Below are 23,128 nucleotides of genomic sequence, written 5' to 3' on the forward strand. Positions count from 1 at the left end.
GTTTTTTTTGGCATAAACAGAGGAAATATGGGAGTTTTTGTGAAACTATGTTAAACCTTTGTAAAAAAAAAGACAAAGACTGTATCTATATTATACTGAGGCATAGCTTAAATTAAAACACGGATACAAGGATTTATCCTCATGAAACTATCTCAGATGCTGCCATTAGTTATTGTTGGTGGTGCTTTAGCCACTAGCCTTGTCGCATGGGAAAAGCCAGCACAAGCAATCCAAGTATTCAATTTCAGTTTTGACAATACTGCTGGTCCAGTTAATGGGACTGTATCAGGTACATTAGCTTTGCCAAATGGTGATGGAACATTTGCGGCTACGTCCCTTAAAATAAATTCAGCCCCTGCTGCACTAGGATATACTCAACCTGTAGATGTGTTATCTTATTTTCCGTCCGTACCATTCAATGCCTTTACAGTATCTAATGGCACGATTACGTCAAATGATTTTATAGCGGTAAAAGGAGAAGAAGCCATATTTGCTCTCATCAAGAACAATTCAGGTTTTTATTTTTCAGCATTAAGTACGTTTGGTACATCTGAGGTGTTTTCAGGAGTAGGAGACTACTTATCTACAACTCTCACATACACCCCCGCTACCCCCGTACCCTTTGACACAACACCGGGTGCTATGTTACTTACCATCCCTGTCTTAGCTTTAATGTACCGATGGAAACAATCCAGAAGTAGAATAGCATTAAGAACCACTGAAAAGCCTGCTGTAACAGTCTCATAAACTTTTTAACCTCCTTCTCTGCTGTTTTCCATACCTAACAGTTCACGAAAACGGCAGAGAAAAATTAGTCTCATAGCAAAGGTATTTGTAGGGTGCCTTAGGCAAAGCCGTAACGCACCATTAATCAAGTTCAGGGTGCGTTACGCTGTCGGTAACGCACCCTATTTATATATATTTGGTTCAAAAATTACCTGTTGAACAACTGGAGGAATTAGGAGAAGCCTTGTTAGATTTTACTTCAGTCCTAACTACAGTTATTGTTGACTGTTTTTACCTAATCTTGCCAACTCTTTATACTCTGTTTATGATGTTTTCATGACTTTGTTAAGAATTGAAAACTTTTTGATTTTTTCCGGCGATAATAGGTATTTGGGGGTTGACAATTGATTTTAAATTTGTTATCATGAAATTGATAAGGAAGAACTATCTTCAAATTCTATTTAATAGCCATAGACCGAGTTTAAAGATGCTTGACATCAAACCCTTGTAGTAGAGACGTTCCATGGAACGTCTCTACTTTTTTGGAGATGTCTATTGAATTGTGCAGAACCGCTTACCATCACGGAGGCGGTTGTTTTTTTTGGCATAAACAGAGGAAATATGGGAGTTTTTGTGAAACTATGTTAAACCTTTGTAAAAAAAAAGACAAAGACTGCATCTATATTATACTGAGGCATAGCTTAAATTAAAACACGGATACAAGGATTTATCCTCATGAAACTATCTCAGATGCTGCCATTAGTTATTGTTGGTGGTGCTTTAGCCACTAGCCTTGTCGCATGGGAAAAGCCAGCACAAGCAATCCAATTATTCAATTTCAGTTTTGACAATACTAATGGTGCAGTTAATGGGACTGTATCAGGTACATTAGCTTTGCCAAATGGTGATGGATCATTTGCGGCTACGTCCCTTAAAATAAATTCAGCCCCTGCTGCACTAGGATATACTCAACCTGTAGATGTGTTATCTTATTTTCCGTTTCTATATGCCAATTCCTTTACAGTATTTAATGGCACGATTACGTCAAGCACCTTTCTAGCGTTAAACGGAGACGAAGCCATATTTGGTCTCATCAAGAACAATTCAGGTTCTTATTATTCAGCATTAAATACGTTTAATAAATCTGGCGTGTTTTCAGGAGTAGGAGACATGTTCTCTACAACTCTCACATACACCCCCGCTACCCCCGTACCCTTTGACACAACACCGGGTGCTATGTTACTTACCATCCCTGTCTTAGCTTTAATGTACCGATGGAAACAATCTAGAAGTAGAATAGCATTAAGAACCACTGAAAAGCCTGCTGTAACAGTCTCATAAACTTTTTAACCTCCTTCTCTGCTGTTTTCCATACCTAACAGTTCAAGAAAACGGCAGAGAAAAATTATTCTCATAGCAAAGGTATTTGTAGGGTGCGTTACGGCTTTGCCTAACGCACCATTAATCAAGTTCAGGGTGCGTTACGCTGTCGGTAACGCACCCTATTTATCTATATTTGGTTCAAAAATTACCTGTTGAACAACTGGAGGAATTAGGAGAAGCCTTGTTAGATTTTACTTCAGCTACAGATTTACAAACTTGGTTACAATTTACTAATTAATATCACTTTGTTTAGTTTAGGCGATCGCATTTCTAGTAGCGATCGCCATTACCCCAAAAATGTTAAATTAATATATGTATTAGCAAAAGTCGAATAAATGACGAGATTTATACATGACCAATTCGCCAAAGATTATTTAGAAGAACTACTAAAACCTTATGGAAAAAAATGGTAATACTAGAATAGGTATTCAACAAGCTTTAAGTCATAATTTTGCTTTTTCAGGTGTGACAGGGACAATCAAATTTTTATCATGGGGCGATCGCATCAGTAAGGCTATGTTAGTTCAAGTATAAGTAGACTCCCAAGCATTTACAGGCTATAGTTTTATCCGAAAGGAGTAGACAATAATTTGGTATAATTATCTAAAAAACTAATTATCATCTTGGGGAAGTGCAAATAAAAGTAAATTGTAATTATTTGACTAATGACTAATCAACACCGCATTGGCATTATTTTAGGAACTCGTCCCGAAGCTATTAAACTAGCGCCAGTAATTCAAGTTTTTCAAAATTCTCCAGATTTTGAATTGCAGGTAATTCTCACAGGACAACATCGAGAAATGGTTGAACAAGTGATGCAATTGTTCAAACTCAAAGCCGATTGGAATTTAGAGATTATGCAGCGACAACAATCTCTTAATGATATTACCTGTAGAAGTTTACAAGGTTTAGAAGCATTATTTCAAGCCCAAAAGTTAGATTTTGTAATTGTGCAAGGAGATACAACAACAGCTTTTGCAGCCACCTTGGCAGCTTTTTATCAAAAAATCCCTGTAGGTCATGTGGAAGCAGGTTTAAGGACAGATGATTTATTTAATCCTTTTCCCGAAGAAGCTAATAGAAGATTAATTTCTCAACTGACACAATTGCATTTTGCACCGACTACTTTGGCTGTAGAAAACTTACAAAATTCTGGGGTGTTAGGAGAAATTCATTTAACAGGAAATACAGTCATTGATGCTTTATTAAATGTGGCTGCCAAAAAACCAGTTTGCCATATACCAGGTTTAGATTGGAGCAAATATAGGACAATATTGGCAACAGTTCATAGACGAGAAAATTGGGGATCACCGCTGCAAGACATCGCTGAAAGTTTTTTACAAATTTTAGAGCAATTTCCTGATACAGCCTTATTACTGCCATTACATAAAAATCCCACAGTTAGAGAACCATTGCAACAGTTATTAGGGAATCATTCCCGCATTTTCTTAACAGAACCCTTGGATTATGCCGAATTAGTGGGAGCTATTGAGCGATCGCATTTAATCTTAACCGATTCCGGTGGCTTGCAAGAAGAAGCCCCCAGTCTGGGTAAACCAGTGTTAGTTCTCAGAGATACCACCGAAAGACCAGAAGCAGTCACCGCTGGGACAGCCAAACTCCTAGGGACACAAACCGCAAATATCGTCACAGCCGCTAGTGAACTACTCAGCAATCCCGACGCTTACAGCAAAATGGCCACCGCCATTAATCCCTTTGGCGATGGCCATGCAGCAGAACGCATCCTGCAAATTGTCAAAAATTACTTAAGCTAAATCCCTAAAGCTCTCCGAGTTTGATAACCAACAACACCATCTACACGCAGTCCGTTACGTCTTTGGAAGTGACGAACTGCATTAATGGTTCGTGAACCGTAAACGCCATCAACTCTAATCCCTAAAGCTCTTTGGATTTCTCTGACTCGTTCGCCTCTTGCGCCATATTCTACCGTTACCCTACCCCCAACACCGTAGCCAGAACGATATCTGCGGTGAGAACGTCCAGGAGTATTACCAATCCATCTTTCAGCAGCATAGTATCCTCGGTAACGTCCCGAAGAAATTCTCGCAAATCCATTTCTAACACTACCAGTTTCACCAACGTATGTACCATTGCGGACACAGGCTACAGATGAATTTGCAGTGCTAGGTCCGGTGCGAATATAAAGACAACTTCCATTCGTGCTGGCATATTCAGCCGAAGCAAACTGCATTTGAGTCACTGTAGCTAGTAATATAGTTACACCGGCCAAAGTTAACCATGCAGAAGATTTAAAAATTTTCCGCCAATTAAATGACGATTTCGGAAGACTTAATGCAAAATTTTCATTTGTCCTTTCATCCTCTATATACATATAGGAATAAGCCAAATATTCCATAATCATCTGCTCCTTTATGTGAAATTTTGTGATACTTTTGTCTAGTTTTAATCTTCATTGATTTTATACTTCTTTATGACAATATGTTGGCTAATATATTCCGCCATTTGAACTGTCACATCAGGTATTTGTAATGAAATCATCAATTACATAAAGAGGTTAGTATTTTTATTTCCCTAAACCATGAGAAGTGAGAAAACTATCCGCACGAATTGGACTCCCATTGCGCCAAATTTCTATTTTTTCTGGACTAATTAAGTAGGAAAAAGTCCCATTATCTGCCTGATATTTGTTATTGTCAAGCTTCCAAGCCCGAATTTTTAAAACTTGACTTGGTTCTTGTTTCAATTTCCCCACATAAAATAACTGACCATTTTCTTCGCAAACTTTTATACTGACAGTTGTGGTTTCCCCTGTCATAACTGTAGTTCCATCACAATCAGTATTATTACTTACAGATAAAACTGGTTGTACAATTGGGGTAATTGGTTTATTTACTGGTGTTTTTGCGATGGTGGCGGACGGTAATAAACTGAGAGGATTACTAGCTAAACGACCATCTACATAAAATTCAAAATGCAAATGAGGGGCGGTGCTATTGCCTGTTGAACCCATTTCGGCAATAATTTGACCTTGTTTGACCTGTTGACCTTTACTTACTAATAAACGGCTATTATGTCCGTAAACTGTTACATTGCCATTAAAATGTTTAATTTCGATAAAATTGCCTAATCCCCAATCATCCCAACCAGCTTTCACGACTGTACCAGCAGCAGCAGCTAAAATTGGAGTCCCTTTTGCACCCGCAATATCAATTCCCTCATGCTGATATTTACGGAAACCTTGGGAAAGAATTCCTTGGGTCGGCCAAATTAAGTTAGCAGTAGGTGCGGGTGTGGGGTTAATTAGAGAAACTGTCTGAGTCAAAGCTGGGGAAACTTTACTTACAGCCACGGTACAGGATATTAAAGCCATCAAAGCATAATCACAAAAGCGGTAGATATTAACTTTTTTCATCAGTTTCTAGCCTAATAATTGCTATAGCAGCGAAAAAGAAGTCAAAGCTGACTGCTGTAAATGGAAAAATGCTATAGTTATTTGCTATTTCAGTCTCAAATGTGTCACATCAGGACAATTTGCTAGTTAAATTTACGACTCGTGCAAACTTACTATTCCCAAGATGCTTAGATTTTTTCGATTTATGGACATTACTAAAATTTGATTCTGTTAGGTTAAGACCACTAAAGTTGACAACCGGTTCTGCCTAGGTTGCGATTAATTCTGCTTCTAAAGTCATGAATCTACCCTGCTATTGCCAACTTTGAGAGTTGAAGTTGGTAAAGTATTGAGAGAATAAGTACAAATTAAATTTTCCAGATGACGATGAAAATTGGTATTTTAGGACTGGGACTTATAGGCGGTTGCTTAGGTTTCGATTTACGTTCGCAAGGACACCATGTTTTAGGTGTCAGTCGTCGTCAATCAACTTGTGAAAAGGCAATTAACCTTGGTAGCGTTGATCAAGCGTCGTTGGACTTGAGCTTGTTGGCATCAGCCGAAGTTGTATTTATTTGTACCCCTATAGGATTCATAGTCCCCCAAGTGAAAGAGTTGATCACTCATTTACCAAAGGCTACTATTATTACTGATGTTGGTTCAGTTAAAATGCCTATAGTTGAGGCAATTTCTCCTGTGTGGGAAAATTTTGTCGGTGGTCATCCGATGGCGGGAAAAACAGACGCGGGTATAGAAGCAGCACAGCGAAATTTATTTGTTAATCGGCCTTATGTATTAACGCCTGTGGCAACAACACCTAGTGATGCTGTGACAATTGTAGAGGAAATTGTGCGATCGCTCGGTTCTATTATCTACCATTGTCAACCAGAACAACATGACCGCGCTGTGAGTTGGATTTCTCATTTACCTGTAATTGTGAGTGCCTCCTTAATAGCAGCTTGTTTAAGTGAAACAGATCCAGAAATCGCGGCCTTAGCCCAAAATTTTGCTAGTTCAGGGTTTCGAGATACAAGTAGGGTTGGGGGTGGAAATCCCGAATTAGGGGTAATGATGGCGCAATATAATCGCCAAGCATTATTACATTCTCTTTATCAATACCGCGAAAATTTAGACGAATTTATTCATATAATTGAGCAGGAAAAGTGGGAATTATTAGCAGAAAAATTTAAATTCAATCAACAAGCGCGTCCTGATTTTGTAGAATAAGTTACTGGTGCGTTATCAATAATGTAACGCACCTGATCATTTAGTTATCACCGAGTCAGAAAGAAGAAAGAAAGCAGAATATTTATCTCTTCTGTTCCCTGTTCCCTGTTAAAGATTATTTACACATTAAATCGGAATAATAGTACATCACCTTCTTGGACAATATACTCTTTTCCTTCACTTCTGACTAAGCCTTTTTCCTTGGCTGCACTCATTGAACCATGAGTTACTAAATCATGATAAGCAACCGTTTCTGCCCGAATAAATCCCCGTTCAAAATCAGAGTGAATAACTCCTGCGGCTTGAGGTGCAGACATTCCGGCATTAATTGTCCAAGCGCGGGTTTCTTTCGGTCCACAGGTGAAATAAGTCCGCAAACCTAATAGAGTGTAAGTTGCGCGAATTAAAGATTTTAAACCACCTTCTTTTACACCTAAAGATTCCAGAAAATCAGCTTTATCTGCTTCTGGTAATTCTACTAATTCCGCTTCTACTTGAGCCGAAACAATGACAACTTGGGCATTTTCGACCGCAGCAACTTCTCGAACTCTCTCAACAAAATCATTACCTGTGGCTAAATCTTCTTCAGAAACATTAGCAGCGTAAATAATTGGTTTATTGGTAAGTAGTCCTAAGCCTTTGATAATTTCCGATTCTTCGGCATTCAAACCAACTTGACGGACAGATTTACCTTCATTTAAAGCAGCGGCTAATTTTTCGAGAATTTCTACTTCAACCTGGGCATCTTTGCTAGTGCGTGCGAGTTTGCGACTTCTATCAATCCGTTTTTCAATTTGGAATAAGTCAGATAAACCAAGTTCTAAATTAATGATTTCAATATCTCGCGCTGGGTCAACAGAACCGGCTACGTGAATGATATCATCGTTTTCAAAACAACGGACAACATGAACTATGGCATCAACTTCCCGAATGTGGGATAAAAATTGATTACCCAGTCCTTCTCCTTGACTTGCACCTTTGACTAAACCGGCAATATCAACAAATTCAACACGGGCTGCTAGGATTTGTGCAGAACCAGCAATTTTTGCGAGAACGTCTAACCGGTCGTCTGGTACTGAAACCATGCCAACATTCGGTTCAATGGTGCAAAATGGGAAATTAGCCGCTTCAGCTTTAGCATTAGCAACTACAGCGTTAAATAGGGTTGATTTTCCGACGTTGGGAAGTCCGACAATTCCGGCTCTTAGCATTGTAAATTTTAGATTTTGGTTTCAAGTATAAGGATAGTTCAAACAGGTGGAGGATGGTTGGAGTCAGTGGTCTCAACTTAGGCTAAAAATGGCTTATCTGTTTGCTGACAAACCCGCCCAGAAATGAATTTCCGGTCTCAAAGCTAAGGTGCGTTAAAACGCACTCTGGTTAACTCAAAATCAAAAATTATCCTATTTATACCTAAGTAGTCGGTTTTAACTGACTTTAGCTTTTAGACAGAGAATTTATTCCCTGGCTGACTTTCATCCTTGACTGAAAAATCTGTTTATGTAATTACAAATGTAGTATAAAAAAAATCTAAAATCTAAAATGGTATGAACAAGTATCTAATTACAGCCATAGTTACAACTGTTTTATGGCATAGTTTATTATCCAAGGCTTGGGGGCAAGCACCCAATTGTATTCCCCGAAGTTTGCCTCAAGTTAGCAAATCGGTGAATACTGTCGAGCAGAATAATGTGATCGTCATTGGTAAAGTGCCAAACCGCCCTTATGTGGTTGTTATTCCTGGTAATTCAGATAAATTATTAAATGTTGTCAGAAGCTATGTTTCTGACGCATTTTTAGCCAAGCATCGGCTTGGGACTTATATATACGCTGGGAGTTCTAGTAAAAGAGAAGAAGCCGAGTGTTTATCTAGCGTGTTGAAATACCATAGGATAGATGCGCGAGTTATCTATTTCCACTAAGGAGGCTGTAGGATTGACACTCTCAGGGAGCCAAGCCACTGAGATTCTACTGACAGAATGAGATTAAGAGGTATCCCAATCTAATCTCGCTGCGACCTCACAAAGACAATTATATCAACTTGCAGTTCCTTAATTTAGGTTTGAGATTATTCTTCTTTCTGACTGCTAACTGCTGCTATATCCTGATTTTCCCACAATTCTAATAAACCAACTGTACCGACAAAAAATGTATAAGTTGCATATTTGATTGCTGTCTGATTGCGTGTTGGGGCATAATAAGCGGCAATTAATGCTTCAATAAAATGAGCGGATAGGGCAATATGGGCAATGATTAAAGCTGGGGTTAAAATACTCGGTAGTTGGTTATTGGTTATTGATGTTTGCATATTCCATAATTCTAAGCCTATGGCGCTGGTGATGAGTGCAGTGGAGATGATTTTGATGATGGGGAATAATTTTACTTTGAGATCTTTTAAGTTCATGTTGTTTAGAGAATGTGTTGTAAATGAACAATTTTACGACGTTTTTCTTGATCAGGAAAATGACAATGAACAGCGTCACGAATCATTACTCTTAGTGTTTCTATATCATCGCTTCACAGCTTCGGCATTTTGAATGGCTGCAAGATCGCCTTTAACTACGGCTTGGGCATTTTGAATGGCTACTAGTACCTCAGGGCGGAAGTCAAAAGTCAAAAGTCAAAACTAATATACAGTAGGCTGTTTGGCGATTGAATATGGTTGCTTTATTTACGCAGTGATGTACTAGTAGTCTGTCAAGATAAAAATGATGGACTGTAGTGTGAGCGTCTCGCTCACGCGGGCAAGACTTGTACTGAGCTTGTCGATAGCGCAGCGTGGCGTTAGCCATAGTATGCCCGCACTACCAAAAACCCGTCAAAATAAATTTGACAGACTACTAGGTCACTTTTAACGACTGTTTGAGCATTTTAAATGGCTATTTTATCACCTCGAACAACGGCTTGAGCATTTTGGATTGCTTCTCTATCTGCTTGCAATGTGGCTTGTGATGTCTCACTGTTAGTAGAATACAATTGGGCTTGATCCTGGCTCACAGCACCATTTTTATATAGTTCGTTATAACGTTTAGTTTGGGACTGGGCGTATTTTGCTTGTGCTTGATCTTCTGCTAAGGTAGCGATCGCTTGTCGGACTAATCCCTCATCTTTAGCTAATGTCGTGATCTGATTTTCTGTATGAGCCAAGTTTCCTAACCTGACTAGGAAAAAAGTCACAATAGTTTCATAACTTTTTTCCTAATTTAAAAATAGATCCAGCAATCAAATTAGCAATTAACCCCATATAAACCTCCATCATGACAACTAAAACCACTTTCACATCTTGGATAACTTGCCCTAAACCCAACCCCCAAGCTAAATTACGCCTATTTTGCTTTGCTTATGCTGGTGCTAGTGCCTCAGTTTTTCGGACTTGGGCTGATGATTTACCCGCAACTATTGAATTATGCCCTATCGAAATTCCCGGTAGAGGCAGACAAATCAAATCACCTCCATACACAAAAATCCTCCCTTTAGTCCGAGAAATAGCCACTAATATCATCCCCTGTCTAGATAAACCTTTTGCTTTTTTCGGTTACAGTATGGGTGCATTAATCAGTTTTGAGTTAATTAGGCTACTGCGTTCTGAATATAGTCTTTATCCTTTGCATCTTTTTATTGCTGCCCGTTGCGCCCCACAATTTCCTAGGGAAAACCCACCCATTTCTAAATTACCAGATGCCGATTTTTTAGCCGCAATATCCCAGTTTAATGGGACTGCCAAAATGGTGCTAGAAAATGCCGAATTGATGCAGATTTTTTTGCCGATTATTCGGGCTGATTTTACAGTTTTAGAATCCTATGTTTATACTTCTCAACCACCTCTAAATTGTCCTATTAGTGCTTTTGGTGGGTCAGAAGATCCAACAGTTAGCTATACTGCTCTTTCTGCCTGGGAAAAACAAACTGTTGCTCCTTTTTCATTGAAAATGATCGGTGGTGATCACTTTTTTATCAATACGGCTAAAAGCACTTTAGTTAATAGTGTAATTCAATCTTTACAGTGTTATATTTAAGATATTTTTGGCTAAAAAATAGTAGCAATATCCACTCTCGTATTCTAACATACGAACCTGAAGTTATTAGCTCAATAGTACGGTTATTACGAAGATTATATCTATAAAACCGAACTGTAATTAATTGATTTTCTAGTGCTATCATCTAATTGGGAGGCTAAAAATTAGGCTTCAAGAAGTTAAGAGTTAGAGATTTTGCCAGTAGTATTATTGTTTACCAAGTCACAAGCTGAAGATTTAGTCTCACCAAATCAGAAAGTCCAATAGTGAATTTTTGAGGAGATAGTTATGACACTTGTACGTTGGAATCCGTTACGGGAAATAGAACGCTGGGAACCATTCCCTGAAATGGGTATTATCCGGCAGCAAATGGATCGCTTGTTTGAACAATTATTACCACCTGATGCAGTTGAAAGGGTGGGGTTAACTTTCATTCCTCCGGCTGAGATTGCAGAAACTGATAGTGATTTGAAGTTGAAAGTAGAAATACCAGGTTTGGACGCAAAGGATCTTGATGTCGAAGTCACTCCTGAATCGGTTTCTATTAGCGGTGAGCGGAAGTCGGAAACAACAACGGAAGCAGAAGGTTTGACTCGCTCGGAATTCCGTTATGGTAAGTTCCAACGGGTAATTGCCTTGCCTGCTGTTGTGGATAATGAGAAGGTAGCGGCAGAATATAAGGATGGAATTCTCTATCTAACTATTCCTAAAGCCGAATCGGAAAAACACAAAGCTGTGAAGGTTCGTCTTTAGTTAGTTACCTTTGATTAGGCTAGATCAGGAAGGGTGAGGGATTTTATAATTACTTCATCCTTCATTTTTTTTGTTACTAGTAGGCGATATCATAATTTATTATCAATAGTCCAGGTTTAAAAATATGCCTAAAAATATGTTTTCAATTATATAGTTAATTCTCAAGATAGATGCTAAAAAAGCATTCTTATATTCACAAGTCTTGAGAGCAACAAGTTTAACCTATATTTCTTTTCATTCTTTTATGTAAGGGATGGGAAAATATATCCCAGTCACTGTTAATATATCGGAAATAGCAGTTTATGCCTCTGAGTTACATGGGATTTTTTAATTTTTTAGAAAACTTCTATGAAAACACACACTGATACAGTTTCATTTGCTTGAATAGCTATATAAAGAGGATTAAGACTGGCAATTATTAATTATGGCAACCAAAGTAATTGATGTTAGAGAATATACTGTCCGAGCGCACAAAAGGCAGATTCATACGCGAGTTTTCAACTTTGTCTGTAAAGAATGTAATCAGGCTACAAAACGAGAAACTTTCGGAACTCGCCCTTTATATTGTGAATGTTGTCGTCCTCCCCAACCTCCTAAAAAATCACTCCAGGTATCGACACCGAGCAAACCTAGAGCCATGACTTACACCAGCAATATAGATTTAAGTTGAGTGAATTACTATGAATTCTCCAGAACAATTACAAGCACCACCCGATGTATTTATTACGCCATTGTTGGAATTACGAGATTACTATGGGAGTCTCGCAAAAAAGTACCAACATCTATTTATAGAGGCGCGATCGCAATTAGATAATGTAGAATCTTTGTTGTCTACTTGGTCTTATCCTCATGACAACGAACAGGTTGAGGCTGCTGAAGAAGATTCACTGTTGTTGTTGTCTTCCAATCAGAGTTCTCGTGTAGAATATTTGGATTCTCTAGAATCAGAAGTTCCTAAATCAGACTCTTTCAAGGTTGATCATTCCCTTTCTGAAGTTAGCAACTCAGGCAATTTTTCCTTTCAACGTCGTCACTATGTTGGTAAAGGGGAAGACGTTCCCATGCTGGCTCAGTATGAAAATATGACTCGCATGGAAGCACTTAAAAAGCTATTGCGAGAATATGTGGGAACTGTCTGTCACATAGATTTTATTGTGCGATCGCTCTACGGTAATTTAGAGTCTACTATCTTTAAAGTCGTTAAAGGTAGAGTCCAATCATCTCTAACTCAAGGGAGAGAAAGTGGTTATTGGTCAGCGATTCCCAATGAACCTGGTTGCTATACCCTAGATGTAAATTCACTAGGACCAATTCAAGGTAAGGGAATATCTAGAAGTATTAAATCCACCAAAACCAACAAACATTTCACTAGACCCCAGATGAAAGTAGTCCCGATGTTGGCACAATTTGATGGTCAATTTTTAATTGATGCTCTGACCTTATTTCTAGAACAAAATGCCGGACGAATTTTCAATGTGAATGAGATAGTCAATGGTATTTATGGACATTTAGATGCTGAAGAAGTCAGAGAGGTCAAAAATAAGGTTCTCAATGAACTATCTAGGGGTCATCGCACAGGCCGCTTTGTGAGAGTTCCTAACCAAATCGGTTTGTATACTTGGGATATGAATATGATCGTCCAGAAATGATCCAAAAAAGGGGCGTTAACAAATTGTAACGCCCTCTCTAAAGTTTGCCTATATACAAAAATGGGATGAGATTTTAAGCCCACCCCTAATTTATTAATCTTATTTGAATAGTCAAGAATTATTGAGGTTTATCTTGTTGACGACGAGAACGCATATTTTCTCGCATTTGCTTCATTTGTGCTTGCTGTTCCGGAGTTAACACAGCTTGCATTTGTTGTTTTGATGACTCTCTAATTTGTTTAATTTGATTTTTCTGTGTTTCAGTTAAGTTCAAAGAAGCAAAAATATCACCTTTTTTACCACGTCCTTCTTGACGTTCTCCTTGTCCTTGTCTTTGTTGACGTTGCGTTTGATGTTGAGCCTTACGTTCAGCCATTGCAGCTTGTAATTTGGTCTTTTGTTCGGGAGTCAGAACAGCTTCAATTTGAGCGCGGGTACTGCGGCCGATTTCCTTCATTTTAGCTTTTTGTTCAGGTGTCAAATTCAACTTTTTAAATTGACCCTTTTTTTGCCATTCTTTACCAGGTTGAGGTGAGGATGGATTATTTTGTTCCGCTTGAACTGCAAATGGAGTTGCGATTAAAGTTAAAGCCAGAGTACCAGCAATCAGTGATAATGTCTTCAGTTTCATAAATACCTTTTGGTTATGTCGGCTTTCTATAGTTCCTATCATATAGATTAACGCCCAGTAATGATATGAGGCAAAGGTCACGTCTACACCCATGACTTTAGTCATGAAATTAGGATTTCAATATCTTCCTCTCATCCTATTGAACTTGAATCATGATACAAATATATTAAATCTAGGTTAGGCTGCCATTTTTTAAACTATCAATTTTTTATGAATCGTCCTATTCAATTTAATAATCATCCTTTTCGATTTCTACTTTATTTAGAATGGCTACTATTAGGATTTTCAGCGTTAATGGCATTAATGCCATCTCCTTCACCGCGCTTTTCTGTCATGTATCCAGAACTGACAATTTGCAGTTTGACATTTTTCGGTTTAATGGGTTTAAGATTGCCTACTTACAATAAAATCAATAAATTTATTTATACGACTATTGAAGTTATATTAATTTTAATTACTGGCTTTTTTGGTGGTAGAAGTGCGAGGCTTTTTCCCTTTCTCTATCTAATTTTGGTAACTCGCAGTTGTTTAATTTTTCCACTACCAGGAAGATTAGCAGTTACTTTGTCCTCATTTATTTTATTTTTACTTACCCTCAGACAAAGGATGCCTCCTGGACGATTTTCACCAATAGCCCAAGAAAGATTTTGGTTTTTTAGTTTTAGTTTAGCAGTTTTATTTGGTTTAAGTTTAGTATTTGTTTTAGTATTAATGAATACTGTTTTATCTGAACGGCAAAGTCGAGATAAACTCCAAGCTGCAAACGAAAAACTCCGTCAATATGCTTTGAAAATTGAAAGTCAGGCAACTTTGGAAGAACGCAACCGCATTGCTAGAGAAATTCATGATTCTTTAGGACATTCTCTGACGGCTTTAAATCTTCAATTAGAAACTGCTTTAAAGTTATCAAAACATGATATACCTAGAGCAATGACGTTTTTAGCCACTGCCAAAGAACTCGGTTCAAAAGCCTTACAAGATGTCCGTCAATCGGTTTCTAGCATGAGATCCCATCCTTTACAAGAACAATCGTTAGCACAGGCAATTCAGAATCTTGCGGCAGATTTTCAGCGTTCTACTGGCATTTTACCCAGTTGTCAAATATCCATTATTTCTCCATTGTCTATGGAAGTCAGCACTCCTATTTATCGAGTTATTCAAGAATCATTAACTAATATTTCTAAATATGCCCAAGCCACAGAAGTTCAACTAGAATTAACAACAACATTAGAAACTGTGAAGTTAACAATTCAGGATAATGGCAGAGGTTTTGATTTAGAGCAAAATACTACTGGATTTGGTTTACAAAGTATGCGCGATCGCACGTTGGCATTAGGAGGTGAATTTCATATTCATAGCAGTCATAATCATGGTTGTCAAATTATAGTTGATATCCCTTGTTTATAGCAGGGGAGAATATTTTTTCCAATCACCAATCACCAATCACCAATCACCAATCACCAATTACCAATTACCAATTACCAATTACCAATCACCAATCACCAATCACCAATTACCAATTACCAATTACCAATTACCAACAAAAATGATTAAAGTCTTACTTGTAGATGATCAAAGTTTAATTCGTCAAGGTTTAAGAGCCTTATTAGAATTAGAAGCAGATATAGAAATTGTCGGGGAAGCTGAAAATGGTCAAATCGCAATTAATCTAGTTGAAAAATTAAAACCTGACGTAATTTTAATGGATATCAGAATGCCTATCATAGATGGAGTTGCTGCTACCAAAGAAATTAATCACCATTTTCCTCACAGCAAAATTCTTATTTTAACAACTTTTGATGATGATGAATATGTGAAAGCAGGATTACAAAATGGCGCAATGGGTTATTTACTTAAAGATACACCCTCAGAAGAGTTAGCAGTCGCCATTCGTGCAGTTGACAAAGGATATTCCCAATTGGGACCAGGAATAGTCAAAAAACTAGTCACTCAATTTCCGGCTAATTCACAACCAGTATTAGCTGTACCAGCGAACTTAGCGGAACTCACCCCTAGAGAAAAAGAAGTTTTGCGGTTAATTGCTATTGGTGATAATAATCGAGAAATTGCCCAAAAATTGTATATTTCTGAGGGTACAGTTAAAAATCATGTTACCAATATCTTAAATAGACTAAGTTTACGCGATCGCACACAAGCTGCTATCCTGGCAAATAGTTTTTTTACTTACTTACAACAAAATATTGAAAATAAATAGCACATAATTTAATTCATAAGGGGGTTAGAAAAGAGGCATCCATTTACACAGTTCCATCATTGTGCAAACATGAATTGCCAATTTGTATGATTGATTGGTATTGCTGAATTGAGGTATGAAAATCAAAAATTCCCTTTCTGAAACTCTTAATCTTTGCGCCTTTGCGCCTTTGCGTGAGACTAATTCATACTTTCATTCACCAACGCCGATTGATTTAGCTTTTATTGAACAAGCTTATGTAGAAGTTTCTTCGGCTGCGGTACTCAAAGAAACAGGATGGTCAGCAGCCTTATTCAGACGTTTAATTGCTACTGGTGCATCTGATATGTAGTACCATAGGGAATAGGGAATAGGTGTAGGGGTTTAGCTCATGCTTTATCCCTGCTCCCTGCTCCTTGCTCCCTGCTCCTTGCTTCTTCTTTTTACTAAAAACTTATTCAGTAAATTTTAATTAGTATTAACTTGTGTCGTATCAACATCTGTAGTGCCATCAACGGTGTGAGCTACAGCAATTAGTTGATTAAGAATATCTTGGGTGGGAACTTGACCTTTTAGTACCACAGTGCTACCTGTTTGAGCAACCCAAATAGTGTCAATATCACCAAGTTCAGGAGTTTGATCAAATGCTAATGCTACGCGCTTGGCTAAACCACTTTGGTCATATTCTCCATTTAATCCCATGCGTTCTGGCTCTGTTGTTTGTGTATTAACATCATCGCTAGAAGTTGGATTAACTTGGGTGCTTTCCGATTGCTCTAAGCCAAACATTCTTTGTAACCAACCCATAAATACTTTGTTCCTGTCAATTTTCACTACTGATGACAATATATGGCTTTAATTTAAAGGCTGCATCTATCTTTGAAAATAGATAACTTTTCCACAGGAACGGAACGATCGCAATTATTAAGTATAAAATAAAAATTCAGACCGACAATGCAGCGTAGTCGAAACTCGCTTTGCAGTCATGAGTGCCGGTCTGCGTTCATGTCATGCTCCTTTAGTCGCCGATGAAACATACGCTGTCAGTTATTGTGGAAGATGAAGCGGGGGTTCTATCCCGCATTGCTAGTTTATTTGCTCGTCGGGGTTTTAATATTGAAAGCCTGGCTGTGGGACCTGCGGAACAGGAGGGAGTATCCCGAATTACGATGGTTGTTCCTGGTGATGATCGCATTATTGAGCAACTTACCAAACAACTGTATAAGTTAGTTAATGTTCTCAAAGTGCAGGACATTACAGAAATTCCTTGTGTAGAAAGAGAATTGATGCTTCTGAAAGTAAATGCTACTAGCAGTAATCGTTCGGAGATTATCGAATTGTCGCAGATTTTCCGAGCGCGAATTGTGGATGTGGCTGAAGATTCTTTGACTTTGGAAGTTGTGGGTGATCCTGGTAAAATGGTGGCGATTGTGCAAGTGCTACAAAAATTTGGACTGAGAGAAATCGCTCGCACAGGTAAAATTTCTCTGACTCGTGAATCGGGTGTGAATACTGAATTACTGAAGTCTTTACAAGCAAAAGTCTAGTGTAATTGCAAACGGATGATCAAGAAGTTAATCATCGAAGTTTTTCATGTAATCAAGCAGCAGATATGGTGTAATGGCTATATCTGCTGCTATTATTTTGATAATTAAGATTAAAAGTTAGGTGTTGCTAAAATTTTATCTTGCCTAAATTAAGTCGGTAATAGAAAATTGTCGCTGTTTCTCAAGGTCTTGTAAATGAAGTTTTTCTATATATATGGCTTCAGCATAATATTTATCTTTTTCTGGTTCGGCTTCAGGATCTATTTTTTCCCATTGTTCCATAAAATAACGATAGCGTTTTTCTCGAAATACTCTCTCCATGCAAGCTAATGCTGCTTGAATAACATGAGGAGTTCGTAATATTTCTGTTTTATTTTTTTCGTTGAGATGAAATATATGAGAAACTATTTCTAGTTCTTCTGCTAATTCTAAATATCTATTTTGCACACTAGAAATTAAATCAACTTCATCAACTGTAAATTCTGCCATTTGTTGCCATAAAAAGCGATGATGAGAAAGACTAAATTCTAAATTACGGTTTTCTAAATCTTCAATAATTATTTGCCGCTGCTGGGAAGAATGAAGATAAATAATTAATAATAATGCCTCTGCTCGTTCTAGTAAACTGCGTTCTGTGTTCACTAAAGATAGCTTTGGGGTTTTAGTTGCGGGATTACTTGTCCGCGGATTTAGAGATTTTATCCTACCAGGTTTAATTTGAGTTAGGAGATTTTCAACTCTTAGAGGAATAAGTCGAGTATCTCCTAAACTCAATATTTCTGCACAGGAAGAAACATAATAATTAAGTGTATCACTATTAACTATATTTTGCAATAGTTTAACTATTTGTTGGGTGACTTGTTGGAAATCAGTAGCTTGTTTTAAATCTCGATTTTTAATAATATTTTGAATTTGCCAATCAAGCCAAAGTGGCGCATTTGTTAATAGTTGTTGATAATCGGCTGAAGTGTGACTATGTAGATATTCATCAGCATCTTTACCATTAGGTAAATTGAGGATTTTTAATTGCACTTCCCCTGCATAAGCCAAATTAGCAATTTCACCAATTGCTCTTTCTGTGGCGTTTGTGCCGGCTTTATCAGCATCAAAATTGAGGATTAATTGTTTGGATTCTGTGTAACGTAATAATAGCCGCACTTGTTCTATACTTAATGCAGTTCCTAGGGAAGCAACGGCGTTATTAATTCCGGCTGCATGGAGAGCGATCGCATCAAAATATCCCTCAACTACCACCGCTTGATCAACTTTAGAAATACCGTCTTTAGCTTCATCTAAAGCAAATAACATTTTCCCTTTACTAAATAATTCTGTTTCTGGAGAATTGAGATATTTCGGTTGTTCCTCCGTTAAAGTTCTGCCACCAAAAGCAATGACTCTACCTTGAATATCCCGAATAGGAATCATTAAGCGATCACGAAATACATCATAATATCCACCCCCTTCTTTCCGGGGTTTAATTAATCCCGCTTGTTCTACTAATTGCACGGGATAATGTTTACTTTCTACCAAATAACGGTAAAGAGTTTCCCAACCAGCAGGAGCATAACCTAAACCAAATTGTTGAATTGTTCCCTGTTTAAATTGACGAGTTTGTTCTAAATACTCTAATGCTTTTTGTCCTTGAGACTGTCTTAAAGTGTGTTGATAAAATTGAGCAGCAGTAGCAAGAACCGTATATAATTGATCACGTAAAGATATTTGCCGTTGTAATTCTTGTCTTTGTTCAGGTTCTAAAGTTTTAACCGGGACTTGATAACGTTTTGCTAAATCTAGTACCACGTCTGCAAATTGACGTTTTCCCAAGTCCATGACAAACTTAATCGCATTACCCGCTGCTTGACAGCCAAAGCAATAATACATTTGCTTATTAGGACTAACGCTAAAACTGGGGCTTTTCTCATCATGAAAAGGACATAACCCCAAAAAATCTTTACCTCGTTTCCGCAAAACTACATACTCCGAAACCACATCAACAATATCAGCCCTGAGTTTTACTTCTTCGATAGTGTCTGGATGTAAGCGGGGAATTTGCATGAGAGGTAAACAGTGAGAAGTGATATCTATTATATAGCAGGATTCACATCCAAAAATAGGGGAAGAAACTGCTAGATAATCTCTACCCATAACTACCCATACATTACTATTTGTCCGCATCTTCAATCAGTTGATCAACAAAATCCCTCAACCGTTGCTGCCAGTCAGGGACGGTTTTTGGGTAAGTTTTATAGAACCGGAGAGAAATATATCTTTTGCAACTGACAACTGACAACTGTACGGGCGAAGCATTTGGAGAACTATTTTTGGCAATGACCGATAATTATCTTCCAAATGCTTCGCCCCTACTAACAACTGACAACTGACGAATTACCAATCCAATCTAAAATCGTCTGGTTAACTTGTTCTGGTGATTCGTCATGGGGACAATGACCGACATCTTCTAAATATAGCAATTGCAATCTTTTATTGTAGCCCACAAATTGATTTGCTAGTTTTGGCGGCACAAATCGGTCTTTTTTCCCCCAAATTAACAGCATAGGAATTGTTAAGTTTGGTAAAATCTTCTTGACACTAGGACTAAAATTAACCCCCGTTGTCGCTTTAAACAAGGCTCTAAAGGCACGGGCAGATCCCCTATCCTGCGGCGGTCCTGCTAAAATATCTATAAGTTCATCAGTAATAGCTTCAGGATTTGCATAAGCTAAACTAGCCCAAGGACGCAGTACACCAGGACGACGCACAAAATAAAATATCGGTTTTAATATTAATCTGGAAGTAAATATACTTTTAATCCCGCTAACAAGAGGTTGTAAAGCAGTCGGAATCATCTCCTGTTCCAAATTAGGATCAGGTAAACTCATCATCACTATCCCCTTTACCATATCAGGATGGTTAGCGGCTGCGACTAGAGAAATTAGTGAACCGATGGAATTACCCACTAAAACCACTGGTTGACGAATAAAGGTTTTCCAAAAATCGTAAATCTGCTCTACCCACAGTTCCACATTGTAGCTAGTTGCAGCCTTTTCCGAAGCCCCAAAACCAATCATGTCTAAGGCGTAAACCGGATGAGATTTACCCAAAACCTCTAAATTATGTCGCCAATGACCAATGGACGCGCCGAAACCATGAAGTAAAATTAAAGGTGTTGTTTTTGCATAATCATGGGGAGGACGAATATAAGTATAACGGGTTTGCCAACCACGCCACACCCAATCCCTTTGATTACCAACTCTTTGCTGCCAATGTCTTACGGTAGTCACAGTTATCTCTTAGTGATTAGTTGGAAACTATTAATTTTGTGCGTTCTTTCTTAATATGTTACATTATATTTGGTTAGCTTCAATGTATACCTAATTTTGCTATCATGGAAACATCTTCTAGATATCATACCTCTATGTATCTCAGAAGAAAATTGTAACAATAGTTATTAGTGTCAAATATCATGTAATTTACGTTAAATAATGCAGTGGAATCAACTCAGAGTCAGGCTATACAGTCAACGACTTGATTAAACTTCTCTTATAAATTTGCTACACTAGAGAGGGATGTTCATTTTCCAATTCTGAGTTACTGTTGTATTTTGCCTTCAATGGCATATCAAACTAAACTAACTAAATTCAAGACCAGTCCAAAATCTTAACTAATAGAGCTGCCACTAATCATAATGCCTGTGATTGAGAAAAAAAGAACTCGCGATCTGCCCCAAATTAACGAACGGATTCGCTTCCCGAAAATTCGGGTCATTGACACTGATGGCGCACAACTGGGAATTATAACTCCGCAGGAAGCGATACAATTAGCAGAGGAAAAGGAATTAGACCTAGTGCTAATTAGTGACAAGGCTGATCCGCCAGTGTGTCGAATAATGGACTATGGGAAATATAAGTTTGAGCAGGAGAAGAAGGCGCGGGAAGCCCGGAAGAAGCAGCACACGGCTGATGTGAAAGAAGTGAAAATGCGCTACAAAATAGAAGAACATGACTATAATGTGCGCGTTAAGCAAGCTGAACGCTTCCTCAAAGATGGCGATAAAGTTAAGGCTACTGTGATGTTCCGAGGTCGGGAAATTCAACACAGTGACTTGGCAGAAACGTTGCTTAAACGGATGGCTACGGATTTAGAGCCTTTTGGTGAACTTCAGCAAGCACCTAAGAAAGAAGGGCGGAATATGATGATGCTGATTTCACCCAAAAAATAATCTTGTCAACAACCTGGTAATGAGTGCTGTATGAATTAGTGAATAATAGGATCTAAAATTGACTCCAGGGAAATTTTTCCCATTCCCTCAGCATTCAACCATAATTAGATTTATGTCAATTTATTCTAAAATGATAGTCCTGAAGGCTGAGTGGGAAAAATAATACTCAGTTGTTCAGGACTTTTGCTATGTTATTGCATATTTTAGATCGCCGTCCACCACAGGAAAAACTCCAGCGGCTGATAGAACACGGAATTGTGGAACGGGAAAAAATGCCGGATAGTAATGAAAAACATTAAAAACAGATCCACATCCTCTGGTAGCGGCTCTAGTTCAGGAATTGATGAAGAAATCCGCTCTTTGACATTCTCTGATATGAAATTCTCAACATAAAAAAGAGGTCATTACTGACCCCTGATAAAATCAAAATAAAATAATATTTGATTTATAGAAATTAAGACAAACCAGTATTAGTACCTTGTTTACCAGTTGCTAATTCCACCTTAACAATCTTGCCACCCATTTTTTGAATCCGTTGTTGTTCACGGAACCAATTTTCATAAGGAACTAACTTAGTAAAGTAAGTATTTTGTAATTCGCGTTGGGTGCGAGTCCGAGTTAGGCTGGGAACACAAGCAGTTACTTTAAATAAACGAGCCATTTTGTTTCAAATCTCCTGATATTGTTTTAGAAACTTTTTTATCTCAAATATCTTGAGTCAAAATCTTTAATTATTTTTTCCAAGGCTGGAAATCAACCATCAATACTAGACTGATAACACTTACAATCAATCAGCAAGAGAACCTTCTAGCAATCATGATTGATCTCCAGACCTTAACAAAGCCGCACCTATATGACTAAGTGCAAAGCTAACTCTTAGCTCAAGCCAGAGGAGACATAGTCAAAGTAAACGCCCATTTCTTTACCAGCGTCAGGACCAACCAAACTAGCGGTTACTTCCTTCATAGCTTGGATAGCTTGAACAGTAGCGCCTACGGGTACTCCCAAGGAGTTGTAGGTTTCTTTCAAGCCATTCAATACGCGCTCATCCAAAATGGAAGCGTCACCAGCAAGCATAGCGTAGGTAGAATAACGCAAGTAGTAATCCAAGTCACGGATACAAGCTGCGTAACGACGGGTGGTGTACATATTACCACCGGGACGGGTGATGTCAGAGTACAACAAGGATTTAGCTACAGCTTCTTTAACGATCGCAGCAGCATTAGCACTGATGGTTGTAGCTGCACGAACGCGCAGTTCACCAGTAGCAAAGTAGCCTTTTAGCTTTTCGAGAGCAGCGGTATCAAGGTATTTACCTTGAACGTCTGAAGAATTGATAACGGAGGTAATTGCGTCTTGCATTGTTGTTTTTTCCTTATTTCCAACCTTATTGCCACAGTTTTAGTTTGA

At 38.1% G+C, this 23,128-nt stretch carries 29 protein-coding genes; 17 read left to right on the forward strand and 12 right to left on the reverse strand.

Annotated features, from left to right (window positions below; all coding sequences use genetic code 11):
* Positions 1–141 precede the first annotated feature (141 nt).
* From BMF77_RS14455 to wecB, 6 genes are all read left to right on the forward strand, one after another.
* The gene (locus BMF77_RS14455) at positions 142–747 is read left to right on the forward strand and encodes a PEP-CTERM sorting domain-containing protein (protein ID WP_148763695.1); all 606 of its coding nucleotides are present in this window, start codon (positions 142–144) and stop codon (positions 745–747) included.
* A 175-nt stretch (positions 748–922) separates the two neighbouring features.
* Entirely contained in the window at positions 923–1,066 is a 144-nt protein-coding gene (locus BMF77_RS29010; protein ID WP_210422199.1) for a DUF4351 domain-containing protein, read from the forward strand.
* 395 nt (positions 1,067–1,461) lie between these two features.
* Positions 1,462–2,067 (forward strand): PEP-CTERM sorting domain-containing protein, encoded by a 606-nt coding sequence (locus BMF77_RS14465; protein WP_148763697.1) that lies wholly within the window; start codon positions 1,462–1,464, stop codon positions 2,065–2,067.
* A gap of 175 nt (positions 2,068–2,242) precedes the next feature.
* On the forward strand, positions 2,243–2,347 hold the full coding sequence (locus BMF77_RS14470) for a DUF4351 domain-containing protein (RefSeq protein WP_371735113.1): 105 nt from the start codon (positions 2,243–2,245) through the stop codon (positions 2,345–2,347).
* A gap of 158 nt (positions 2,348–2,505) precedes the next feature.
* Positions 2,506–2,643 carry a hypothetical protein gene (locus BMF77_RS26755; protein ID WP_246862925.1) on the forward strand — a complete coding sequence of 46 codons (138 nt, stop codon included), beginning with the start codon at positions 2,506–2,508 and terminating at the stop codon, positions 2,641–2,643.
* Between the two features lie 131 nt (positions 2,644–2,774).
* Positions 2,775–3,884 carry a non-hydrolyzing UDP-N-acetylglucosamine 2-epimerase gene (wecB, locus tag BMF77_RS14475; protein ID WP_148763701.1) on the forward strand — a complete coding sequence of 370 codons (1,110 nt, stop codon included), beginning with the start codon at positions 2,775–2,777 and terminating at the stop codon, positions 3,882–3,884.
* Here wecB and BMF77_RS14480 read toward each other — a convergent pair.
* Both BMF77_RS14480 and BMF77_RS14485 read right to left on the reverse strand, forming a co-directional pair.
* The gene (locus BMF77_RS14480) at positions 3,881–4,486 is read right to left on the reverse strand and encodes a peptidoglycan-binding domain-containing protein (protein ID WP_015083266.1); all 606 of its coding nucleotides are present in this window, start codon (positions 4,484–4,486) and stop codon (positions 3,881–3,883) included. The two genes, wecB and BMF77_RS14480, sit on opposite strands and share 4 nt — an antisense overlap.
* 168 nt (positions 4,487–4,654) lie before the next feature.
* Entirely contained in the window at positions 4,655–5,503 is an 849-nt protein-coding gene (locus tag BMF77_RS14485; RefSeq protein WP_210422200.1) for a M23 family metallopeptidase, read from the reverse strand.
* Positions 5,504–5,869: 366 nt separating this feature from the next.
* Between BMF77_RS14485 and BMF77_RS14490 the strand changes: the two genes are divergently transcribed.
* Positions 5,870–6,709, forward strand: a complete 840-nt coding sequence (locus tag BMF77_RS14490) for a prephenate/arogenate dehydrogenase (RefSeq protein WP_148766998.1) — start codon at positions 5,870–5,872, stop codon at positions 6,707–6,709.
* A gap of 119 nt (positions 6,710–6,828) precedes the next feature.
* Here BMF77_RS14490 and ychF read toward each other — a convergent pair whose 3' ends face one another.
* Positions 6,829–7,920 carry a redox-regulated ATPase YchF gene (ychF, locus tag BMF77_RS14495; protein WP_148763703.1) on the reverse strand — a complete coding sequence of 364 codons (1,092 nt, stop codon included), beginning with the start codon at positions 7,918–7,920 and terminating at the stop codon, positions 6,829–6,831.
* Between the two features lie 336 nt (positions 7,921–8,256).
* Here ychF and BMF77_RS14500 point away from each other — a divergent pair, with 336 nt between their 5' ends.
* On the forward strand, positions 8,257–8,631 hold the full coding sequence (locus BMF77_RS14500) for a hypothetical protein (protein ID WP_148763705.1): 375 nt from the start codon (positions 8,257–8,259) through the stop codon (positions 8,629–8,631).
* 146 nt (positions 8,632–8,777) lie between these two features.
* Here the strand turns inward: BMF77_RS14500 and BMF77_RS14505 are convergent, their stop codons facing one another.
* Positions 8,778–9,113 (reverse strand): hypothetical protein, encoded by a 336-nt coding sequence (locus BMF77_RS14505; RefSeq protein ID WP_148763707.1) that lies wholly within the window; start codon positions 9,111–9,113, stop codon positions 8,778–8,780.
* Between the two features lie 467 nt (positions 9,114–9,580).
* Positions 9,581–9,886 (reverse strand): hypothetical protein, encoded by a 306-nt coding sequence (locus BMF77_RS14515; protein WP_148763709.1) that lies wholly within the window; start codon positions 9,884–9,886, stop codon positions 9,581–9,583.
* Positions 9,887–9,966: 80 nt separating this feature from the next.
* Here BMF77_RS14515 and BMF77_RS14520 point away from each other — a divergent pair, with 80 nt between their 5' ends.
* The 4 genes from BMF77_RS14520 to BMF77_RS14535 all read left to right on the forward strand — a co-directional run bounded on the left by BMF77_RS14520 (position 9,967) and on the right by BMF77_RS14535 (position 13,127).
* Entirely contained in the window at positions 9,967–10,725 is a 759-nt protein-coding gene (locus tag BMF77_RS14520; RefSeq protein ID WP_148763711.1) for a thioesterase II family protein, read from the forward strand.
* A gap of 288 nt (positions 10,726–11,013) precedes the next feature.
* Positions 11,014–11,478: an Hsp20/alpha crystallin family protein gene (locus BMF77_RS14525; RefSeq protein WP_015083275.1), complete on the forward strand. Its 465-nt coding sequence runs from the start codon at positions 11,014–11,016 to the stop codon at positions 11,476–11,478.
* A gap of 424 nt (positions 11,479–11,902) precedes the next feature.
* Complete coding sequence (locus BMF77_RS14530) at positions 11,903–12,148, forward strand: hypothetical protein (protein WP_015083276.1); 246 nt, start codon at positions 11,903–11,905, stop codon at positions 12,146–12,148.
* 10 nt (positions 12,149–12,158) lie between these two features.
* Entirely contained in the window at positions 12,159–13,127 is a 969-nt protein-coding gene (locus BMF77_RS14535) for a hypothetical protein (protein WP_148763713.1), read from the forward strand.
* A 118-nt stretch (positions 13,128–13,245) separates the two neighbouring features.
* Here BMF77_RS14535 and BMF77_RS14540 read toward each other — a convergent pair whose 3' ends face one another.
* Positions 13,246–13,758 carry a Spy/CpxP family protein refolding chaperone gene (locus tag BMF77_RS14540; protein ID WP_015083278.1) on the reverse strand — a complete coding sequence of 171 codons (513 nt, stop codon included), beginning with the start codon at positions 13,756–13,758 and terminating at the stop codon, positions 13,246–13,248.
* A gap of 210 nt (positions 13,759–13,968) precedes the next feature.
* On the opposite strand from BMF77_RS14540, the gene BMF77_RS14545 reads away from it, so the two are divergent.
* From BMF77_RS14545 to BMF77_RS14555, 3 genes are all read left to right on the forward strand, one after another.
* Positions 13,969–15,165 carry a sensor histidine kinase gene (locus tag BMF77_RS14545; RefSeq protein WP_148763715.1) on the forward strand — a complete coding sequence of 399 codons (1,197 nt, stop codon included), beginning with the start codon at positions 13,969–13,971 and terminating at the stop codon, positions 15,163–15,165.
* Between the two features lie 139 nt (positions 15,166–15,304).
* Positions 15,305–15,973 carry a response regulator transcription factor gene (locus BMF77_RS14550; RefSeq protein WP_148767000.1) on the forward strand — a complete coding sequence of 223 codons (669 nt, stop codon included), beginning with the start codon at positions 15,305–15,307 and terminating at the stop codon, positions 15,971–15,973.
* A 115-nt stretch (positions 15,974–16,088) separates the two neighbouring features.
* Positions 16,089–16,304: a hypothetical protein gene (locus tag BMF77_RS14555; RefSeq protein ID WP_148763717.1), complete on the forward strand. Its 216-nt coding sequence runs from the start codon at positions 16,089–16,091 to the stop codon at positions 16,302–16,304.
* 116 nt (positions 16,305–16,420) lie between these two features.
* Here the strand turns inward: BMF77_RS14555 and BMF77_RS14560 are convergent, their stop codons facing one another.
* Entirely contained in the window at positions 16,421–16,759 is a 339-nt protein-coding gene (locus BMF77_RS14560) for a BON domain-containing protein (protein WP_148763719.1), read from the reverse strand.
* A 221-nt stretch (positions 16,760–16,980) separates the two neighbouring features.
* On the opposite strand from BMF77_RS14560, the gene ilvN reads away from it, so the two are divergent.
* Complete coding sequence (ilvN, locus tag BMF77_RS14565; protein WP_148763721.1) at positions 16,981–17,499, forward strand: acetolactate synthase small subunit; 519 nt, start codon at positions 16,981–16,983, stop codon at positions 17,497–17,499.
* 144 nt (positions 17,500–17,643) lie between these two features.
* Here the strand turns inward: ilvN and dnaG are convergent, their stop codons facing one another.
* The 3 genes from dnaG to BMF77_RS14575 form a co-directional block, all read right to left on the reverse strand.
* Entirely contained in the window at positions 17,644–19,554 is a 1,911-nt protein-coding gene (gene dnaG / locus BMF77_RS14570) for a DNA primase (RefSeq protein WP_148767002.1), read from the reverse strand.
* A gap of 147 nt (positions 19,555–19,701) precedes the next feature.
* Complete coding sequence (locus BMF77_RS26760) at positions 19,702–19,869, reverse strand: hypothetical protein (RefSeq protein ID WP_168204359.1); 168 nt, start codon at positions 19,867–19,869, stop codon at positions 19,702–19,704.
* Positions 19,863–20,780: an alpha/beta fold hydrolase gene (locus BMF77_RS14575; RefSeq protein WP_148763723.1), complete on the reverse strand. Its 918-nt coding sequence runs from the start codon at positions 20,778–20,780 to the stop codon at positions 19,863–19,865. The genes BMF77_RS26760 and BMF77_RS14575 overlap by 7 nt, the downstream gene beginning before the upstream one ends.
* A 404-nt stretch (positions 20,781–21,184) precedes the next feature.
* Here BMF77_RS14575 and infC point away from each other — a divergent pair, with 404 nt between their 5' ends.
* The gene (infC, locus tag BMF77_RS14580; protein ID WP_015083285.1) at positions 21,185–21,718 is read left to right on the forward strand and encodes a translation initiation factor IF-3; all 534 of its coding nucleotides are present in this window, start codon (positions 21,185–21,187) and stop codon (positions 21,716–21,718) included.
* A gap of 454 nt (positions 21,719–22,172) precedes the next feature.
* On the opposite strand, the gene BMF77_RS14585 is transcribed toward infC, so the two are convergent.
* Together BMF77_RS14585 and apcB are read right to left on the reverse strand one after the other, a co-directional pair.
* Positions 22,173–22,379 carry a phycobilisome linker polypeptide gene (locus tag BMF77_RS14585; protein ID WP_015083286.1) on the reverse strand — a complete coding sequence of 69 codons (207 nt, stop codon included), beginning with the start codon at positions 22,377–22,379 and terminating at the stop codon, positions 22,173–22,175.
* A gap of 215 nt (positions 22,380–22,594) precedes the next feature.
* Complete coding sequence (apcB, locus tag BMF77_RS14590; RefSeq protein ID WP_015083287.1) at positions 22,595–23,080, reverse strand: allophycocyanin subunit beta; 486 nt, start codon at positions 23,078–23,080, stop codon at positions 22,595–22,597.
* Between the last annotated feature and the right edge of the window lie 48 nt (positions 23,081–23,128).

It is taken from the genome of Dolichospermum sp. UHCC 0315A, assembly GCF_008121535.1.
Lineage (GTDB): Bacteria > Cyanobacteriota > Cyanobacteriia > Cyanobacteriales > Nostocaceae > Dolichospermum > Dolichospermum lemmermannii.

Coding starts and splice junctions, on each gene's coding strand:
- BMF77_RS14455 (WP_148763695.1), top strand. CDS start 142: ATGAAACTATCTCAGATGCTGCCATTAGTTATTGTTGGTGGTGCTTTA.
- BMF77_RS14465 (WP_148763697.1), top strand. CDS start 1,462: ATGAAACTATCTCAGATGCTGCCATTAGTTATTGTTGGTGGTGCTTTA.
- BMF77_RS26755 (WP_246862925.1), top strand. CDS start 2,506: ATGGAAAAAAATGGTAATACTAGAATAGGTATTCAACAAGCTTTAAGT.
- wecB (WP_148763701.1), top strand. CDS start 2,775: ATGACTAATCAACACCGCATTGGCATTATTTTAGGAACTCGTCCCGAA.
- BMF77_RS14480 (WP_015083266.1), bottom strand. CDS start 4,486: ATGGAATATTTGGCTTATTCCTATATGTATATAGAGGATGAAAGGACA.
- BMF77_RS14485 (WP_210422200.1), bottom strand. CDS start 5,503: ATGAAAAAAGTTAATATCTACCGCTTTTGTGATTATGCTTTGATGGCT.
- BMF77_RS14490 (WP_148766998.1), top strand. CDS start 5,870: ATGAAAATTGGTATTTTAGGACTGGGACTTATAGGCGGTTGCTTAGGT.
- ychF (WP_148763703.1), bottom strand. CDS start 7,920: ATGCTAAGAGCCGGAATTGTCGGACTTCCCAACGTCGGAAAATCAACC.
- BMF77_RS14500 (WP_148763705.1), top strand. CDS start 8,257: ATGAACAAGTATCTAATTACAGCCATAGTTACAACTGTTTTATGGCAT.
- BMF77_RS14505 (WP_148763707.1), bottom strand. CDS start 9,113: ATGAACTTAAAAGATCTCAAAGTAAAATTATTCCCCATCATCAAAATC.
- BMF77_RS14520 (WP_148763711.1), top strand. CDS start 9,967: ATGACAACTAAAACCACTTTCACATCTTGGATAACTTGCCCTAAACCC.
- BMF77_RS14525 (WP_015083275.1), top strand. CDS start 11,014: ATGACACTTGTACGTTGGAATCCGTTACGGGAAATAGAACGCTGGGAA.
- BMF77_RS14530 (WP_015083276.1), top strand. CDS start 11,903: ATGGCAACCAAAGTAATTGATGTTAGAGAATATACTGTCCGAGCGCAC.
- BMF77_RS14535 (WP_148763713.1), top strand. CDS start 12,159: ATGAATTCTCCAGAACAATTACAAGCACCACCCGATGTATTTATTACG.
- BMF77_RS14540 (WP_015083278.1), bottom strand. CDS start 13,758: ATGAAACTGAAGACATTATCACTGATTGCTGGTACTCTGGCTTTAACT.
- BMF77_RS14545 (WP_148763715.1), top strand. CDS start 13,969: ATGAATCGTCCTATTCAATTTAATAATCATCCTTTTCGATTTCTACTT.
- BMF77_RS14550 (WP_148767000.1), top strand. CDS start 15,305: ATGATTAAAGTCTTACTTGTAGATGATCAAAGTTTAATTCGTCAAGGT.
- BMF77_RS14555 (WP_148763717.1), top strand. CDS start 16,089: ATGAAAATCAAAAATTCCCTTTCTGAAACTCTTAATCTTTGCGCCTTT.
- BMF77_RS14560 (WP_148763719.1), bottom strand. CDS start 16,759: ATGGGTTGGTTACAAAGAATGTTTGGCTTAGAGCAATCGGAAAGCACC.
- ilvN (WP_148763721.1), top strand. CDS start 16,981: ATGAAACATACGCTGTCAGTTATTGTGGAAGATGAAGCGGGGGTTCTA.
- dnaG (WP_148767002.1), bottom strand. CDS start 19,554: ATGCAAATTCCCCGCTTACATCCAGACACTATCGAAGAAGTAAAACTC.
- infC (WP_015083285.1), top strand. CDS start 21,185: ATGCCTGTGATTGAGAAAAAAAGAACTCGCGATCTGCCCCAAATTAAC.
- BMF77_RS14585 (WP_015083286.1), bottom strand. CDS start 22,379: ATGGCTCGTTTATTTAAAGTAACTGCTTGTGTTCCCAGCCTAACTCGG.
- apcB (WP_015083287.1), bottom strand. CDS start 23,080: ATGCAAGACGCAATTACCTCCGTTATCAATTCTTCAGACGTTCAAGGT.